The organism is Streptomyces purpurogeneiscleroticus, assembly GCF_020024005.1.
GTDB classification, from domain to species: Bacteria; Actinomycetota; Actinomycetes; order Streptomycetales; family Streptomycetaceae; genus Streptomyces; species Streptomyces purpurogeneiscleroticus.
This window is the reverse complement of record NZ_NHSG01000417.1, coordinates 1-16,323: the sequence shown is the minus strand read 5'-3', so window position 1 is coordinate 16,323 and position 16,323 is coordinate 1. Positions and strand designations below refer to the sequence as shown.

Sequence of the window (16,323 nt, the reverse complement as noted above, 5' to 3'; positions counted from 1 at the left end):
GGCGGGCCGCCCGGCGGCCGGCGCCCCGCCGACCTAACCTCGAAACATGCCCCGTCGCCCGATGCGAGTGACCGACAAGGACGAGGCCCTGCTGTGCGGCGCGCTGCAGGAGCTGCGGACGCGGCCGGACATCCCGGCCGACTTCCCGGCCGAGGCGCGGGAGGAGGCGGCGCGCGTGGCGCGCGGCCCCCGTATGCCGGCCGAGGACGCCACCGACCTGCCGCTCTTCACCATCGACCCGCCCGGCTCGACCGACCTGGACCAGGCGATGTACCTCGCGCGCCGGGCGCCCGGCGGATTCCGCGTGTACTACGCCATCGCCGACGTCGCCGCGTTCGTCACCCCGGGGAGCGCGCTGGACAACGAGGCGCACCGCCGCGTGCAGACCCTGTACTTCCCCGACGAGCGCGTCCCCCTGCACCCGCCCGTCCTCAGTGAGGGCGCCGCCAGCCTCCTGCCGGACCAGGACCGGCCCGCCGTCCTGTGGCGGCTGGACCTCGACGAGTACGGGGCGCTGGCCGCCACCGATGTCCGCCGCGCCGTCGTCCGCTCCCGCGCCCGGCTCGACTACGAAGGCGTGCAGCGCGCCATTGAGAGCGGCACCGCCGAGGAGCCGCTCTCCCTCCTCCGCGACATCGGACAGCTGCGCGAGGAGCGCGAGCGGGCCCGCGGCGGCATCTCGCTGAACGTCCCCGAACAGGAAATCGTGCTGCGCGACGGCCGGTACCGCCTCGCCTATCGTGCCCCGCTGCCCGCCGACGGCTGGAACGCGCAGCTCTCGCTGCTCACCGGCATGGCGGCGGCCGACCTGATGCTCGCCTCCGGCACCGGCATCCTGCGCACCCTCCCCTCCGCACCGGACGGCGCGGTCGGCCGACTGCGCCGTACCGCCCGCGCGCTGGGCGTCGACTGGCCGCACCACACCTCGTACGCGGAGCTGATCCGCGGCCTCGACCCGCACCGGAGCACGCACGCCGCGTTCCTCCAGGAGTGCACCGCCCTGCTGCGCGGCGCGGGCTACACGGTCTTCGACGGCTCCCCGCCCGACTCCGCGCACGCCCTGCACTCCGCGGTCGCCGCGCCGTACGCGCACGCCACGGCGCCGCTGCGGCGCCTGGTGGACCGTTACGCCGGCGAGCTGTGCCTGGCAGCGGCGGCGGGGCAGCCGGTACCGGAGTGGGTGCGCGCGGCGCTGCCCGCGCTGCCGGAGGAGATGGCGGAGGGCGGGCGGCGCGCCAACCGGGTCGAGCGGGAGTGCGTCGACCTGGTCGAGGCGGCCGTCCTGCACGACCGGATCGGCGAGCACTTCGACGGCTACGTCGTCGACGTCCACGAGGAGCGGCCCCGTCAGGGCACCGTCCACCTCTGCTCCCCGGCCGTCGTCGGCCGCCTGGACGCCGCTCCCGAGGCGCCGCCGCTGCCCCTCGGGCACCCGCTGCGGGTCCGCCTCACGGCCGCCTACCCGGGCCGTGAGCCGGTCCGCTTCGTACCGGCGTGAGCGGCGTGCTCGCCTACCGGTACGGCGGCCATCGCCTCCCGTAGGGCCGCCACCACCGCCCGTGCGTCGTCCGCGTGGAAGCGGACCGTGCGGACCTCCTCGGGCGGGCCGAGGAACCGCCGTACGACGGTGACCGGCGCGGACAGCTCCAGCGTGACCGCGGTCTGCCCGGCGACGGCCGCCTCCAGGACGCCGGCGGGCGGCTTCCCCTTCGGGAAGCGGAGGTCGCGGCGGACGGTGGCGATGCGGTCCAGCGGTATCGAGGCGTCGAGCCGCGCACCGTTCCGTATGCGCAGCGCGTCGGCGCTCACCAGGTGCGGCCGGGTGACCGCTGCGGTGTGCAGCCCGAGCGCCATCAGGACCGTGTAGACGTCCAGCACGAGCATGATCGCGTGGGCGACCGGGACGTCCGCGAGCAGGAAGGCGACGCCGACGGTCTCGACGAGGCACACGAAGGCGAAGCCGAGCACCAACGGGGCCTGCGCCCCCGCGTATCCGAAGGCGCGTACCCCACTGGCGTTCCGTCCCACGCCGTCCTGCCGCCGGACCACCCACAGCCCCAGGCTCGCCAGCCACCGCACCTCATGGGCGAGCAGCAGCCGCGCCGCCCGGCGCCGGTTCACCGCGCACGCTCCGCCAGGAGCCGGATCGTCTGCTGGACGGCCGCGGCCTGGGCGGGCGCGAAGTGGGCGTAGAAGGCGGCCATCCAGGACCGGTCCGCCGCCGCGTCCCCGGAGCCGGGACCGGCCAGGGCCTCCTGCGCACCGGCGCCGAGCTCGGCGGCCACCGCGTCCGGCAGACAGTCGATGATCGCCTGCGCGGCCCGCGCCACCCGCGGATCGTCCACCTCGGCCTCCGCGAGCTCGTCCAGCAGCGCGTACACCTCGTACGCGCGGTCCATCGCCGCGGGCTCCAGGAGCGCCGAGCCGAGCAGGGAGGACAGCCGCTCGCGCGCCTCGTCCCCGCCCATCGACTCGAACAGCGCCATCATTTCCCGCTCCTTGGCGGCCATCGCGGGCTCGGGCCCGGGGCGGGCGGCCGAGGCGCGGGCCATCTTCCCGAAGACGTCCGCGAGTTCCTCGGACACGGGGCCCTCGGCGGGCAGGCCGCCGTGCTCCTTCGCGCGGTCCAGCAGCGTCCGCAGCCGCGCCCGCCGCTCGCGCAGCTCCGCCTCCTGCCGCGCCAGATCCGCGTCGAGCTCGGCGAGTACCTCTTCCAGGTCCCGTCTGGCGTCCTCGGCCAGTACGTCCCGTACCTCGTCCAGGCCGAGCCCCAGCTCGGTCAGGCGCCGCACCCGTGTCAGCAGCACGGCGTCGCGCAGCGCGTACTCCCGGTAGCCGTTGGCGCGGCGCTCCGGTTCGGGCAGCAGCCCGAGGTGGTGGTAGTGGCGCACGGTCCGGGTGGTGACCCCGGCCAGCGCCGCGAGCTCTCCGATCCTCATGCCGACCAGTAGAAACGTTGACGCTGCGACAAGGTCAAGGACGAGCCGCCGCGGCGTACGGGTACCATGGTCGGCACGGCGGACGAGCCGGCCGGGCGGTCGCGTGGGGGTCTTCGGACCTCCCCGAGGAACGTCCGGGCTCCACAGGGCAGGGTGGTGGGTAACGCCCACCCGGGGTGACCCGCGGGACAGTGCCACAGAAAGCAGACCGCCGGTGCCGCAAGGCGCCGGTAAGGGTGAAACGGTGGTGTAAGAGACCACCAGCCTCCGAGGTGACTCGGAGGGCTAGGTAAACCCCACCCGGAGCAAGGTCAAGAGGGGCCGTCGGCTGACGGCCCTGCGCGGATGATCGAGGGCTGCCCGCCCGAGTCCGCGGGTAGACCGCTGGAGGCTGCCGGCAACGGCAGTCCTAGATGGATGGCCGCCTCCCCGCGGCCCGCAAGGGCCCCGGGAGACAGAACCCGGCGTAGAGGCCGACTCGTCCGCCTTTCCTCTCCATGACCCTCGGCGGTCCTGCCGTGCCTCGGCGCGGCATGCCTTCTGCGAGATGTAAAGAAATTGGAGAGAAATCGGAGAAATTCTGGGTGAGGTCTCGGAGCGGTGGTCCGGCCGCCCATTGCGCGCTTCTCACCATGCCGCAGAGAGCGAAAAGGGGGTGAGTGCGGTGTCGGCCAATCCAGGCCGAACCGCCCTCACCCCCCGGCGCTGTGCGCAGACAGGCTCAGCCGCGGCAGTCGCCGACTTACTTGCCGAGCTCGCTGTCGAGGTTCTCGAAGGAGTCCGCCGCCTTCTCGAGGTACTGAGCCAGGCCGTCGAGACCCTCGTTGGTCTTCGACATACCCTGCTTGAACTCCTCGAAGTCCTGGCCGAACTTCTTCGAGGCCGACCGGGTGACGAAGCCGTTCTCGAGCAGGCCGTCGATGTAGGACTTCAGGTCCTGGAGCTTCTCCTCGATCCGCTCCTTCTCGCGGTTCATCTTCTTCGCGGCGGCCCGCATGTCCTCATATGTGACATCAAGGTCTTTAGCCATGACGCTCCCCATTCCCTCCGTTTGACGACCGCGAGGTCCCCCTCCCGGCATACGCATGGCGCGAACCGGTTAGGAGGCACGCGCCGTTGGGCACCTTAGTCGCTCACTCTCACAGGCGCACATAAGCCCAGTCGCGACGTCCATTAACTCCCCCAAAATCGGGACATTGTTGAGGTATGCCGCAGGTGCGCGACCGAGCTTCCGGGACGATATTGTCTCTCTCCTAGAAGGCATTTCGAGGAGGAGCTAAGTGCGTTTGAAGCTGACTGTCGTCGACCCCTATGCGAACGCCAGCAAAGACCTCGTCCTCGATGCCGACCCGGAGACCCGTATCGACGCCGTTGCCCGGGAGTTGGCGGCCCGGGTGCGGGGCGGCGTCGGCTCGTACGCAGGGCAGCCCGGTCCGGTGCTCTACGTCGACAACCACCACGTGGACCCCGCCCACACCGTCACCACCTCCCCGCTGCGCGACGGCGCGGTGGTCAGCCTGGACGACCCCTCCGGCACGCTGCCCGGTGAGCAGCCCGGTGTCATCGAGCTCCGGGTGGCCGGCGGGCCCGACGCCGGTGCCGTGTACCGGCTCGGCATCGGCCGGTACGACATAGGTTCCAGCCCGAACTGCCAAGTGTTCGTCAACGACCCGGAATTGCCGCAGCGCGCGCTGACGCTCTACGTGGTCGCCGCGGACGACCTCCGGCTGACCGTGCACGGCGCCAGACCCGGCGGCGAGGCACAGGCACAGCAGCCCGGCCGACCGGGTGCACCTCAGGGCGAGGAGCCCAAGCCCGACGAGGTGTGCGTCGACGGCAAGCCCTTCGAAGGGCAGCAGCTGCACGTCGGCTCCCAGCTCGCCATCGGCAACACCCTGCTCGACGTGGCCCACTACACGCCGCCGGACGCGGCCCTGAAGTGGTCCGACGACGGCTCCGGGCACGACTACAACCGCCCGCCGCGGCTGCGCCCCCCGGAGCGCACCACCAAGTTCCGCCTGCCGGCGCCTCCCAAGGAGTACGAGGCCCGGCCGCTGCCCTGGCTGATGGCGCTGTCCCCGCTCGCCATGGCCGTCACCATGGCGCTGGTCATGGGGCGCATGACGTACCTGCTGATCGCGGTCTTCAGCCCCGTGATCATGCTCGCCAACTACTTCTGGGACAAGAAGCACGGCCGCAAGTCCCACGCCAAGCAGGTCGAGGAGTACGAGGAGCACAAGGCCCGGATCGAGCGCGACGCGCAGGAGGCGCTGGTCCTGGAGCGCGGCGACCGCCTCCTCGACCACCCGGACCCCGGCACCATCTGGGCCAACGCCACCGGCCCCCGCACCCGTCTGTGGGAGCGCCGCCGCAGCGACGCCGACCACCTGCTGCTGCGGGTGGGCACCGGCCGGCTCCCCTCCGCCGTCGTCCTCGACGACCCCGAGCAGGACGACCACCGCCGCCAGGTCACCTGGGACATCGCCGACACCCCCGTCGCCCTGCACCTGGGCCAGCTCGGCGTGATCGGCTTCGCCGGCCCCGACGACACCGCGCGCAGCCTGGCGCGCTGGGCCGTGACCCAGGCGGCCGCCCTGCACAGCCCGCTGGATGTGCAGTTCTACGTGCTCACCGAGGCGCACGCGCAGGCCGGCTGGGACTGGGTCCGCTGGCTCCCGCACGCCCGCCCGACGGCCCAGGACGCCAACGTCCTCATCGGCAACGACGCCGAGACCGTCGGCGCCCGGATCGGCGAACTCACCCAGATCCTCGAGGCCCGGCAGAAGGCCCTCCAGGAGAACCGCGGCCAGGCGGGCTTCGCCGACCCCGACATCGTCGTCGTCTGGGACGGCTCGCGCCGGCTGCGCTCCATGCCCGGCGTCGTACGGCTGCTGCAGGAAGGCCCGGCCGTATCGATGTACGCGATCTGCCTGGACGCCGAGGAGCGCTTCCTGCCGGGCGAGTGCAAGGGCATCGTGATCGCGGAGCCGCGCAATGCCCGGCACGCCCGGCACGAGCGGCAGGCCGGCGGCGGCGCGAGCGACGCGCTCCAGGTACTGCAGCGGGCCCACGAGGAGGAGCAGCGGAAGAAGGCGGCCGAGGCCGGCAAGTCGCGCCGCAAGGGCAAGCGGAGGAAGTCGAACGCGCCCACCAACCCGGCGCTGACCAACACCGCCGCCGTGATGCTCTCCCTCGACAACCAGAGCGGCGCCCCCGCGCCGGCGGCCCCGGCGGCGGCAGTGGAGCAGTACGACCCCAACGTGCTGCGGCTGCGCGTGCAGCAGGAGGGCGCTGCCAAGATCCTGGGCGTCCGGCCCGACTTCGTTTCCCCGGCCTGGTGCGCCCGCGTGGCCCGCGCGCTCGCCCCGCTGCGCGACATCAGCGGCGAGGCGACGGACAGCGCGCTGCCGGACTCCAGCCGGCTCCTCGACGTCATCGGGATGGAGCCGCCGTCGCCCGGCGCGGTGGTCGCCCGCTGGCAGAGCGGCGGACAGTCCACGCTGGCGATGGTCGGTGAGTCCTACGACGGGCCGTTCGGCATCGACATCCGCAAGGACGGGCCGCACGGCCTCATCGCGGGTACGACGGGCTCCGGTAAGTCCGAGCTGCTGCAGACGATCGTCGCCGCGCTGGCGGTGGCGAACACGCCGGAGAACATGACCTTCGTGCTCGTCGACTACAAGGGCGGCAGCGCGTTCAAGGACTGCGTCAACCTGCCGCACACCGTCGGCATGGTCACCGACCTCGACGCCCACCTCGTCGAGCGCGCCCTGGAGTCGCTCGGCGCCGAACTCCACCGCCGTGAGCACATGCTCGCCCAGGTCGGGGCCAAGGACATCGAGGACTACCAGGACCTGGTGCGCCGTAATCCCGGCATGGCGCCGCTGCCCCGGCTGCTGCTCGTCATCGACGAGTTCGCGTCCATGGTCCGCGACCTGCCGGACTTCGTCACCGGCCTGGTCAACATCGCCCAGCGAGGCCGTTCCCTCGGTATCCACCTGATGCTGGCGACCCAGCGGCCGTCCGGCGTGGTCTCGCCGGAGATCCGGGCCAACACCAACCTCCGTATCGCCCTGCGGGTCACCGACGGCGGCGAGTCGACGGACGTCATCGACTCGCCCGAGGCCGGCAACATCTCCAAGAACAACCCGGGCCGTGCGTACGTCCGCACCGGTGCCGCCTCCCTCATCCCCTTCCAGTCCGGCCGCGTCGGCGGCCGCCGCCCCGGCACCGTCGACCCGATGGCCATCGCCCCGTGGACCGGGGAGCTGGACTGGGCCGACCTGGGCCGCGCGGCGCTGGCGAAGCCCGCGGCCGCCAAGAGCGAGGAAGAGGAGATCACCGACCTGAAGGTGCTGGTCGACGCCATCCGCGAGGCCAACACGCACCTCCAGATCCCGCAGCAGCACAGCCCCTGGCTGCCGGCCCTCTCGGAGACCCTGCTGCCGGAGGACCTGCCGCCGGCCCAGGGCATGGGCGCGCTGCCCCCGGCCCCGTACGGCATCGAGGACCTGCCGTCGAGCCAGTCCCGCCGCGCGGTCGCCGTCGACTTCGCGACCTTCGGCCACCTGCTCATCGCGGGTGCGCCGCGCAGCGGCCGCTCCCAGGCGCTGCGTACGATCGCGGGCTCCCTGGCCCGCAGCCTCACCTGCGCCGACGTCCACCTGTACGGCATCGACTGCGGCAACGGCGCGCTGAACGCGCTGACCAAGCTGCCGCACTGCGGCGCCGTGGTGGGCCGCAACCAGACCGAGCGGGCCGTCCGCCTGGTCCGCCGGCTGTCGGCGGAGGCGAGCAAGCGGCAGGAGCTCCTCGCCGAGTACGGCTTCGCGGACATCGGCGAGCAGCGCGCCGGGACGCCGGAGGACCGGCGGCTGCCGCACATCGTGCTGCTCCTCGACCGCTGGGAGGGCTGGGTCTCGTCCCTGGGCGAGCTGGAACACGGCGAGCTGACCGACGAGCTGCTGACCCTGATGCGCGAGGGCGCGAGCGTCGGCATCCACCTGGTGATCACGGGTGACAGGCAGCTGCTGACCGGCCGGATCTCCTCGCTGACGGAGGACAAGCTCGGCCTGCGCCTCGCGGACCGTACCGACTTCTCGATGCTGGGCATCAACAGCCGCAAGGTGCCGGACGAGATCCCGCCGGGCCGCGCGTTCCGCAACGAGACGGGCACGGAGATCCAGTTCGCGCTGCTGAGCGAGGACGCCACCGGACAGGGGCAGAACGCGGCCCTGGCGGCCATCGGAGAGGGCGCGACCCGCCGGGACGCGGCGGTGCCGCGGGCCCTGCGGCCGTTCCGCGTGGACTCGCTGCCCAGCCGCATCACCTTCGACCAGGCGTGGCAGCACATCGACCCGGCGGCGTCCGCCTCGCGGCTGTGGGGCCTGGTGGGCGTCGGCGGCGACGACCTGATGGCCTTCGGCCCGGACCTGGCACAGGGCTCGCCGGCCTTCGTGATCGCGGGACCGGCGAAGTCGGGCCGCTCGACGGTGCTGATGAACCTGGCGCGTACGTTCGTCGGCCGCGGCGCCCGACTGGTCGTCTGCGCCCCGCGGACCTCCCCGCTGCGCGACCTGAAGGGTCTTCAGGGCGTGCTGGCGGTCTTCACGGGCAGCGACATCGAGGAGGACGAGCTGCGGGAGGCCGTGGCGACGGCGTCTCCCGAGCACCCGATCGTCGTCCTGATCGACGACGGCGAGCTGCTGGAGGACTGCGACGCGGAGGACGAGTTCAAGAGGCTCATCTCGACGGGCTCCGACCGCGGCATCGGCATCGTCATCGCCGGCGACGAGGACGACGTCTGCTCGGGCTTCAGCGGCTGGCAGGTCGACCTCAAGAAGTCCAAGCGCGGCCTGCTGCTGTCCCCGCAGGACACCTCCAGCGGCGAACTGATCGGCGTACGCCTGAGCCGCAACGCGGTCGGCGGCCCGGTCACTCCGGGCAAGGGCCTGCTGCACCTGGGCAACGGGGAGGCGTTCACGGTGACCGTGCCGGTGGGATAAAGGCTTTCAATCCAGTGTCAAGCCTGCCGGTTCCGCAAGTGCGCGGGCCGGCAGGCACTCTCATACAGAATCAATCAACGGGGAGTCGGTCGAATTGGGCGACAGCGACCTGATAGTCGATTACGACGAGCTCAACACAATGAAGAGCCACTTCGGCAAGCTCAGCAAGGAGTTCAACAACTGCGGGGCCAACCAGGGGGCGATGTCGGATGCCTACGGCCATACGCGCATCATCAGCGCGATGGAAGAGTTCTCCGACAACTGGGATGACCACCGCAAAGAGCTCATGGAGCAGATGAAGGGCACGGAAGACCACGTAAAAAAGGTCATCCGGGGCTTCGAGAAGATCGACAGCGAGTAGGGGCGAGAGACACATGGGCAACCGACCAGTCGATTGGTCTCCTATCTCCGAGGGTGACCCCACCCCGGGCGACCCCTACGACATTCGCGAGGAGGCACGCCGCCTCGAGAACATCGCCACCACCATCAAGGATCAGGCGCGACTGCTCCGTCAGGCCGGGCAGAACCAGAACCTCAAGGGCAAGTACGCCGACAAGCTCAAGGAGGGCGCCGGCGACCTCGCGGACAAGCTCAGCAAGGTCGAGGGCCGGTACACCAAGGTGAGCGGCCTGCTGCGCGAATGGGCCAAGGAGCTGGAATACGCGCAGGAGGAGACCCGCAAGGCACTCAGCCAGGCCAAGGTCGACGAGAAGGACGAGGACAAGGTCGACGAGGCCAAGGGCCGCATGTCGGACGCGGTGAGCCACTACCTGCGCCTCGGCAACAAAATCGCCGGTGAAATCGAGGACGCGCTCGACGACGACATCGAGGACAGCCTCTGGGACGACGCCGTCGGCTGGGTCGCGGAACATGCCGAGGGATTCAAGCTGTTCCTCGACATTCTCGGCTGGATCGGAACAGCACTCGCCATCGTCGCGATGTTCATTCCCGGAGTGAACCTGCTGGTCATTGCCGGCCTCGCCATCGGCCTCGCGGTGGTCGCCGGTCGAATGATGCTGGTGGCCGCCGGAAAGGCGAGCTGGATGGACGTGGCATTCGACTGCATCGGCCTGGTCACATTCGCCGCCGGTGGGCTCGCGGTCAAGGGGCTGAAGGCAGCGGGTACCACCGCGCGTACCGCGGCCACGACGAGTCGCGCCGCGCGTCTCAAGGAAGGGCTGGCCGTCACCAAGGGCATGCGCAATCAGCTCTCCCGCGCACTCGCCAATGCCACGGACGACGCCTCGAAGGCAGCCATCCGGTCGGAGATGAACACCCTGCGGAAGCTGATCTCCCGGGACGCCGGAAAGGTGGCGGACGACACCGCCGACATCGGGAAGCTGGGCAAGATCCTGAACCAGGGTGACGACGAAGCCATCGGCGTCCTCCAGGGGATCAAGTCGAACGCTGCTGCGCACCCGGATGCGGTGTCGGGAGCGACGGTCTTCGGTGGACACGCGGCATACGCCGGAGCGGTCGGCATGCAGTGGACCGGATTCGCCGCTGACGTCGGCGACAAGGCGCTCGGCGACAACGACACACTGAATGCCGTCGGCGACGCGACGGGTGGCTGGAAGAAGGACAGCTGGGACGCCTACAACGACTTCAAGGGCAATACCTGGAAGGTACCTGCCTCGTCGGCGTGGTAACCGCTCCCTTCGAAACGCGAGGAATGAGCACCGTGCAAATCCCCAATACGGCGGTTGGCGGCTACACGATCCTGATGCCGCCGGGATGGGACCGCATCCCCTTGAGATCGAAGTCCGAGACACAGGACGCGATCAAGGGGATCGTGGATCACGCTGTCAAATACCTGGATCCGGCGACCCCCAAGGAGAAGGTGACGCAGGCCCGGCTCGAGCTGCACGGTCGGCTCAACCGGGCCGTCGCCGACGCCAAGCGCCGGAACGGCGTCGACATCTACCTCCCCGTGGAGCCGATCCACGGATTCGTCGCGCCCGCCTCCTTCCTGGTCTCCAAGGTCTCCCCGGGTCTCGGCGCGCAGACCTCGCCGAGCGAGACGATGCGCCACCTGACCAAGGACTTCGGGCCGTCGGAGGACATCACGCTGGACGACGTGCCCGGCGTGCGCTGCCAGCGATCCGTCCCCGCCAACCCGAAGAACGAAGACTCGGTACCCAGCCGGCAAGTCAACTACGTGGTGCCGGTGCCGGATGCCGGCGAGGTGAGCGAATGGCTCATCGTCTCGTTCACCACCCTCACGCCCGAAGGTACGCCGCAGGATTTTCTCGAAATCCTTACTGAACTCTTCGACGCCGTCATGACCACCTTCCGCTGGAGCGCAGCATGAGCATTCCGTACGCACTCGACTTCACCGAAGACCCGGCCCCGGAAGCGTGGATTGCGGTTCCCATCCTCGAGGGGAGGGGCGCCGACCGGCAGCGCCGGAAGTGGGCGAAGAAGTGCGCCGAGCTGCGCTGGGGTCTTGAGCCGGAGGGGCCGAGCGACAAGTCGCAGGTGAAGGAGCTCGCGCGCGTACTCGAGGGGTTCTCCGAGCAGTTCCCGCAGCGGATCCCCATGCAGCACCTGTTCGCGTACGCCCCGGACCTCCGCAGGGACCTGGTGCCGTTCTTCTTCTACGCGGTCGATTCGCAAGGGCCGGTGGAGCAGGTCCTGGACACGCTGGTGCAGCGCAACGAGCCGGGAGCCGCGCAGGACCCCCAGATCGTGGATTTCACCACCGACAACCTCGGCAAGGGCCTGCGCTCCATCCGCCACTTCGTACCGAAGGGCGGCGAAGCCCTCTGCATGTCGGTCAACTACGGCTGGCGTGTCGACTCGCACGGCATCGACCTGTCCATGCGCACCATCAGCGACGACCTCGGCTGGGTGTCCGCGAATATCGAGGCATTCGACGAATTCGCTCGCAACATGAAGGTGGTCAATCCGAACGACATTGCCGTTGACTGACGGCAAGGGGCACGGTTAGCGGGACTGCGGCAATCCAGGAGTGGGATCAGTAAATGGCTCGGGAAGAGGAAGAGTTCGCCGTCGGCGCGCGGGGTACTACTGAGGAGCAAGCCGGTGGGGATCGATCAGCACTCCTGCGATGGCTGCTGTTCTACCTCGTGTGCGCGGCCGGGATTGCCGGACTCCCGTGGGCGGGACCCGCGGTCCCGCTGAGCGCGTGGATGAGGGGCACAGGCTTCGTACTGGGAGTGATCCTCCTGCCCCTCGCCTCCGTGCTGACGCCGTTCTTCCGGCTCCAGCGCGTCCCTCGGAACAAGCGGGGAACGTGGCAGCTCATTCCCATGGTTATCGCGGCCGCGGGGCTGGGCGTCCTGTCGCTCTTCGCGGGCCAGGACTCAGCGCTGCAGGACCGCGGCCGCGTGACCGAGGCCAAGGTAGTGGCGGTAACAAAGGGCAAGACCGACCGCTGCACCCTGCAGCAGCCGAACGGCCAGGAAATCCCCCTGGACCTCAAGGAGGGCGACGGCTGCGCCGGCGTTGAACGAGGCGACACCCTGAACGTCCGCTACGACCCCGAGGGCGCAGCCAACCCAGTATCCGCCTCCTGGAAGCCGACCTCCTACGGCGCCGCAATCGCCGCCCTGGCAGCGGTATTCGTGGCATTCGGCACGTGGGGCGGCACGCGCATGGCCCGACGGGATCGCGAGTACGTGGCGGCGTAAGGCTCCGCAGCAGGCCCTTGCCCGGTCACCCCGAGCAAGGGCCTGTTGCATCTGGGCAACGGGGAGCCGCGAGAAGTCCGGCGACCTGAAAAAGAACTTCCGCGAAACGGCGGGCCGCTACGAACGCGTCGTTGGCGACCTCGTCAACTGGGCCAATGACCTGGAAGGTTTACAGGAGCGGGCGGAGGGGGTCCTCAAGGCCGCAAAGCAGGCCGACGAGGAACACAAAGCCGAGCGGAAGAAGCAGGAAGCAGAGGCGGAGAAGGACGGTAAAGGCGGCAACGACAAGCCGGCTGAGGAATCCGACCCCACCAGCCACTTGGCGCCCTATCACAAGCAGCTCAACCAGGTCATCTCCGATCGGGACGAAGCGGCCCAGCGTTATGCCAAGAACATCAGCCAGGACATCCGAGATGTCATCAAGGACAGCGGCTGGGATGACTTCAAGGACTGGGTGCATGCGAACGCTGACACGATCGACACCATTTGCACTGTCCTGAGTTATGCGGCAACGATCATCGGATCGTTGCGCTGGCCGTCACGCCCGTCGGATGGCTTGCGGCGCTCGTCACCGTAGCCACGTGGACTGCCGTGGGGCTCACCGCGGCCGTCGGCATCGGGCACACGATGCTGGCTCTCTCCGGTGACGGAGCTGGACAGATGTCGCCATGGATGTCTTCGCCCTGGCGACACTGGGCTTCGGCAGCATCGCGACGAAGGGCGTAAAGGCAGCACACACAACGCTGAAGACAGCGAGGCTTGATCGGTACGCAAACCTGCGCAAGCTGGTCGACAAGAGAATCATGCGGTATGGAGCCGACTCGCAGCACGGCCAACCGGCAATGCGGGCAAAGCAGGCTCTGCGAGAGCACGGGGTGGGAGAAGTTTCGGCGTCTGCGACGACTCGCGGGGAACGCCTGCTGGGAGGTGACAAGGATGTGGTCAATACGTCCAAGCTCGCCAAGTCTTTGCGAGAAAAGTATGGCGACGATGCCCATATCCAGAAAGCGGCCGATGCGGCGGACAAGGCCGTACGGAAAGCCCAGGTGAACTACGGGGCCGCCGGCGCAGTGGACCTGGGAGACAAGGGCGCAGAAATGGCGATGGGTAACGACCCTTACAGCGACGCCAAAATGGACTTCGACGAGAAGGTCAAGGACACCCTGACTTGTGAAACTGGAAGTACATGGCAACACGCCGCAGGGACTCGGTGAGGCCGATTGACGCACTTCGGGCGTAGCCGAATCTCAAACCGAAACCCTAGGAGGAACACCCAGTGTCGGTAAATGCAGAGCGAAGCCGAAGAGAATCCAGAGGCGTGAAGCTTGTCGCCACGTTCGCGTTGCTTCCGGTGCTCTGCATGGCCTTCGTCGACATCGGCGGAAGGGTCAGCGACATCGACTGGCTCACCCGCGATTTCGTGGCATGGCCCCTCATGCTCGCACCGGTGGGATTCCTGTTCGTGTTCGTAACGTACCGGGAATCAACCTTCAATTCCCCGAATGGCACGCACCTTAACCAGACGACCAAGGTCTTTTCCGGCATGTACCTGGTCTTGAACCTCATCACGGCGCTCGCTTACAGCTGGCTGGCCGTGTTTTCCGTACTCATCTGCCTCTCGATCCTGGTGACAGGTCCGATTCTGAAAAGGCGAGCACCTAGGTGACCGATTCCGATCTCGACTCGAATTGGCTGAACTGAAACACTGGGAAGCGGAATAGTAAATGGTGTCGGAAGTGGGAGAGGTCGGGGCGGCGGAGCGCGTGTCGGAGGAAGGAGGCCGGCAAGGGCGATCTAGAGTTTTGCGTTGGTTGTTGTTCCAGCTGGCGTGCGCGGCCGTAATGACAGGGCTCATGTGGCTGGGGCCCGTGGTGCCGCTGTATTCCTGGATAAGGAACGGGAGCTGGTTCCTGGCCGTGCTCATCCTGCCGTTTTTTGCCTCTTTTCTGGTGCCTGTCGTGTGGCGTATCCCTCGGCATAGGCGGAGGGTGGTGTGGCAGATCGTGCCGGCATTTCTTGCAGGCGCATTGCTCGCAGGGGTGTCAGGTGGAGCGGGGAGTAATTTGGCGATGCAGGAACGAGGGAAATGGACGCAGGCCGAGGTCGTGGCGCTGGATGACAGGCCCGACCGCTGCGTTCTGCAGAAGCCTGACGGGCGGAAGATCTCGCCTGACCTCACGGAGGGCAACGGCTGTGATGGCGGTGTGAGGACAGGTGACGTATTGCGCGTTCGGTACGACCCCAAGGGTGCGGTCGAGCCGTGGAATGAGTCCTGGAAACCCCGCTCCCACGCGGGCGTGATCGCCGGTGCGGCCGCAGTTTTCCTGGGATTCGGCACGTGGAGCTTTGTGCGACTGGACCGTCGGCGCCGAGAGCTCGACAACGCGTAACTGCCGCGGCTGACAATTGAGGTGACTGGAGAACAGCATGAGCCCTTCCACCCGGCGCCGCGTGCAATCGGTGTCTTCCGCTTCGCCGCGCTCAACCTCGGCGTGCTCAACCACGCGAGACGTTGCCTGGCGGGTCCAGGGCACCCGGCGCGCCTGGACGATGTTCCTCCTGACACGCCTGCTCGGAATTCCGCTCGGCCTGGCGTATGCCGGCGCGGTTTTCGCCGCTGTGCACGTCATCCCTGTGTGGTTGAGTGCCTTCCTGGTAGTGGGCTCCTTTGCCGCCTTGATTTACGGTGCATACGTCCAAGTCGGCCTGTTCAGGAGGGTGTTCCGGCTTCGCCGAGTCCTGCGGACCTATCCTTGGCAGGTCTTTGAGGGCGGCCTTCCCCACTCGGTCGGCAAGGGGGGATCCGGCCTTGGCAGCAGGCCCTGGTTCAAAATTCCGGATCCGGACGACCCGGGCTCCGAGGTCTCGGTCTCTCTGGATGCAAACCGGCGCACCCGCTGGTGGTTGAAGCGGATGTCTCCGCAGGCCGGGCCCGAGGCCAAGGGGGACATTCGGACGCTGTGGTTCGCCGGCGATCCGCGTTTCCGTGGCATCCTCGCGGTGCCGGGCAAGCGCGGGCCGCGCCGCATGCTGGAGGTCCCATGGTCAGTATGGCTGCGCTCCGTCGAGCATCCTGGTAACGCCTCTCCCGAAGCGCTGACGCGGGCCCTCAAGGCGGGGGTTCGGCTGCCGGAACTCGCCATCCCGGCCATGGAATCGAAGCGTGCCCCGGTGGTGCCGGCTCCCGCGCCGCCGTCGGGACCGGCCTGGGCCTTTCCGGCTACGCGTCGGTCGATGCGGCTACGGCTGCTCCGAGCTGCAGCCGTTCCGGCCGTCGCGTCGATCCCCTTCTTCTGGTACCTCTCGGGGCTCTTCGCTCACGGGACCAATGGGATCCTCTCCGGCAAGTCGCTTGCCCTCCTCCTGGGCGTCATCGTGGTGGCTTTCCAGCGTTTGCGGACCAGCTTCGCCCTGTACCGGAAATTGCGGAGCAGAGGTACGCCCTGGCGGACGATGGATGTCGAGGTGCGGCACCGGGGGCGTGCTCTGGTGTTGGTCACCGGGAATGAGGCATTGCGTACGCAGCTTGCTCTTCGCCGGCTACCGGCCGGACGGGCGCAGGTCTGGTACGTGGGCGATATCTATGGTGCCGGTGTGGTTTCGCTGCGTGGTGATGGGGGCGTTATGCCTGTGCGGTGTACGGAGCATGGGTGACCCGTTACGAAGCCGGAGGGCGCGGCGGGCGGAGGGCCGTCGCGTGCCCGGTGGTGGGGGTCCGTCGGGTGA

15 protein-coding genes and 1 other RNA gene are annotated in these 16,323 nt (G+C 68.8%); 13 read left to right on the top strand and 3 right to left on the bottom strand.

Annotated elements, in window-relative coordinates:
* The first annotated feature begins 46 nt into the window (after positions 1–46).
* A complete protein-coding gene (locus tag CCS38_RS30820) occupies positions 47–1,498 on the top strand; it encodes an RNB domain-containing ribonuclease (protein ID WP_223736617.1) in 1,452 nt (483 codons plus the stop codon).
* Here the strand turns inward: CCS38_RS30820 and CCS38_RS30815 are convergent.
* Complete coding sequence (locus CCS38_RS30815) at positions 1,459–2,121, bottom strand: hypothetical protein (RefSeq protein WP_223736616.1); 663 nt, start codon at positions 2,119–2,121, stop codon at positions 1,459–1,461. The genes CCS38_RS30820 and CCS38_RS30815 overlap by 40 nt on opposite strands.
* Positions 2,118–2,939: a MerR family transcriptional regulator gene (locus tag CCS38_RS30810; protein ID WP_223736615.1), complete on the bottom strand. Its 822-nt coding sequence runs from the start codon at positions 2,937–2,939 to the stop codon at positions 2,118–2,120. Before CCS38_RS30810 ends, CCS38_RS30815 begins: the two co-directional genes overlap by 4 nt.
* A gap of 83 nt (positions 2,940–3,022) precedes the next feature.
* Between CCS38_RS30810 and rnpB the strand changes: the two genes are divergently transcribed.
* Positions 3,023–3,424: RNase P RNA component class A (rnpB, locus tag CCS38_RS30805), an RNA gene on the top strand.
* A 257-nt stretch (positions 3,425–3,681) separates the two neighbouring features.
* On the opposite strand, the gene CCS38_RS30800 is transcribed toward rnpB, so the two are convergent.
* Positions 3,682–3,969 carry a WXG100 family type VII secretion target gene (locus tag CCS38_RS30800; protein ID WP_030248879.1) on the bottom strand — a complete coding sequence of 96 codons (288 nt, stop codon included), beginning with the start codon at positions 3,967–3,969 and terminating at the stop codon, positions 3,682–3,684.
* A gap of 250 nt (positions 3,970–4,219) precedes the next feature.
* Between CCS38_RS30800 and CCS38_RS30795 the strand changes: the two genes are divergently transcribed.
* The 11 genes from CCS38_RS30795 to CCS38_RS30745 all read left to right on the top strand — a co-directional run bounded on the left by CCS38_RS30795 (position 4,220) and on the right by CCS38_RS30745 (position 16,251).
* The gene (locus tag CCS38_RS30795; protein WP_223736614.1) at positions 4,220–8,944 is read left to right on the top strand and encodes an FtsK/SpoIIIE domain-containing protein; all 4,725 of its coding nucleotides are present in this window, start codon (positions 4,220–4,222) and stop codon (positions 8,942–8,944) included.
* Positions 8,945–9,038: 94 nt separating this feature from the next.
* Entirely contained in the window at positions 9,039–9,305 is a 267-nt protein-coding gene (locus tag CCS38_RS30790; protein ID WP_223736613.1) for a hypothetical protein, read from the top strand.
* 13 nt (positions 9,306–9,318) lie between these two features.
* Positions 9,319–10,593: an AAA family ATPase gene (locus CCS38_RS30785; RefSeq protein WP_223736612.1), complete on the top strand. Its 1,275-nt coding sequence runs from the start codon at positions 9,319–9,321 to the stop codon at positions 10,591–10,593.
* A gap of 23 nt (positions 10,594–10,616) precedes the next feature.
* Positions 10,617–11,255: a hypothetical protein gene (locus CCS38_RS30780; RefSeq protein ID WP_223736611.1), complete on the top strand. Its 639-nt coding sequence runs from the start codon at positions 10,617–10,619 to the stop codon at positions 11,253–11,255.
* Complete coding sequence (locus CCS38_RS30775) at positions 11,252–11,875, top strand: hypothetical protein (protein WP_223736610.1); 624 nt, start codon at positions 11,252–11,254, stop codon at positions 11,873–11,875. The genes CCS38_RS30780 and CCS38_RS30775 overlap by 4 nt, the downstream gene beginning before the upstream one ends.
* 221 nt (positions 11,876–12,096) lie before the next feature.
* Positions 12,097–12,597, top strand: coding sequence for a hypothetical protein (locus tag CCS38_RS30770; protein WP_223736609.1), 501 nt, complete (start codon positions 12,097–12,099; stop codon positions 12,595–12,597).
* Positions 12,598–12,916: 319 nt separating this feature from the next.
* Positions 12,917–13,174 carry a hypothetical protein gene (locus tag CCS38_RS30765; protein ID WP_223736608.1) on the top strand — a complete coding sequence of 86 codons (258 nt, stop codon included), beginning with the start codon at positions 12,917–12,919 and terminating at the stop codon, positions 13,172–13,174.
* Positions 13,175–13,265: 91 nt separating this feature from the next.
* On the top strand, positions 13,266–13,811 hold the full coding sequence (locus CCS38_RS30760) for a hypothetical protein (protein ID WP_223736607.1): 546 nt from the start codon (positions 13,266–13,268) through the stop codon (positions 13,809–13,811).
* A 104-nt stretch (positions 13,812–13,915) separates the two neighbouring features.
* Positions 13,916–14,263, top strand: a complete 348-nt coding sequence (locus tag CCS38_RS30755; RefSeq protein WP_223736606.1) for a hypothetical protein — start codon at positions 13,916–13,918, stop codon at positions 14,261–14,263.
* 58 nt (positions 14,264–14,321) lie between these two features.
* A complete protein-coding gene (locus CCS38_RS30750; RefSeq protein WP_223736605.1) occupies positions 14,322–14,987 on the top strand; it encodes a hypothetical protein in 666 nt (221 codons plus the stop codon).
* 37 nt (positions 14,988–15,024) lie between these two features.
* Entirely contained in the window at positions 15,025–16,251 is a 1,227-nt protein-coding gene (locus tag CCS38_RS30745; RefSeq protein ID WP_223736604.1) for a hypothetical protein, read from the top strand.
* Positions 16,252–16,323: the final 72 nt, after the last annotated feature.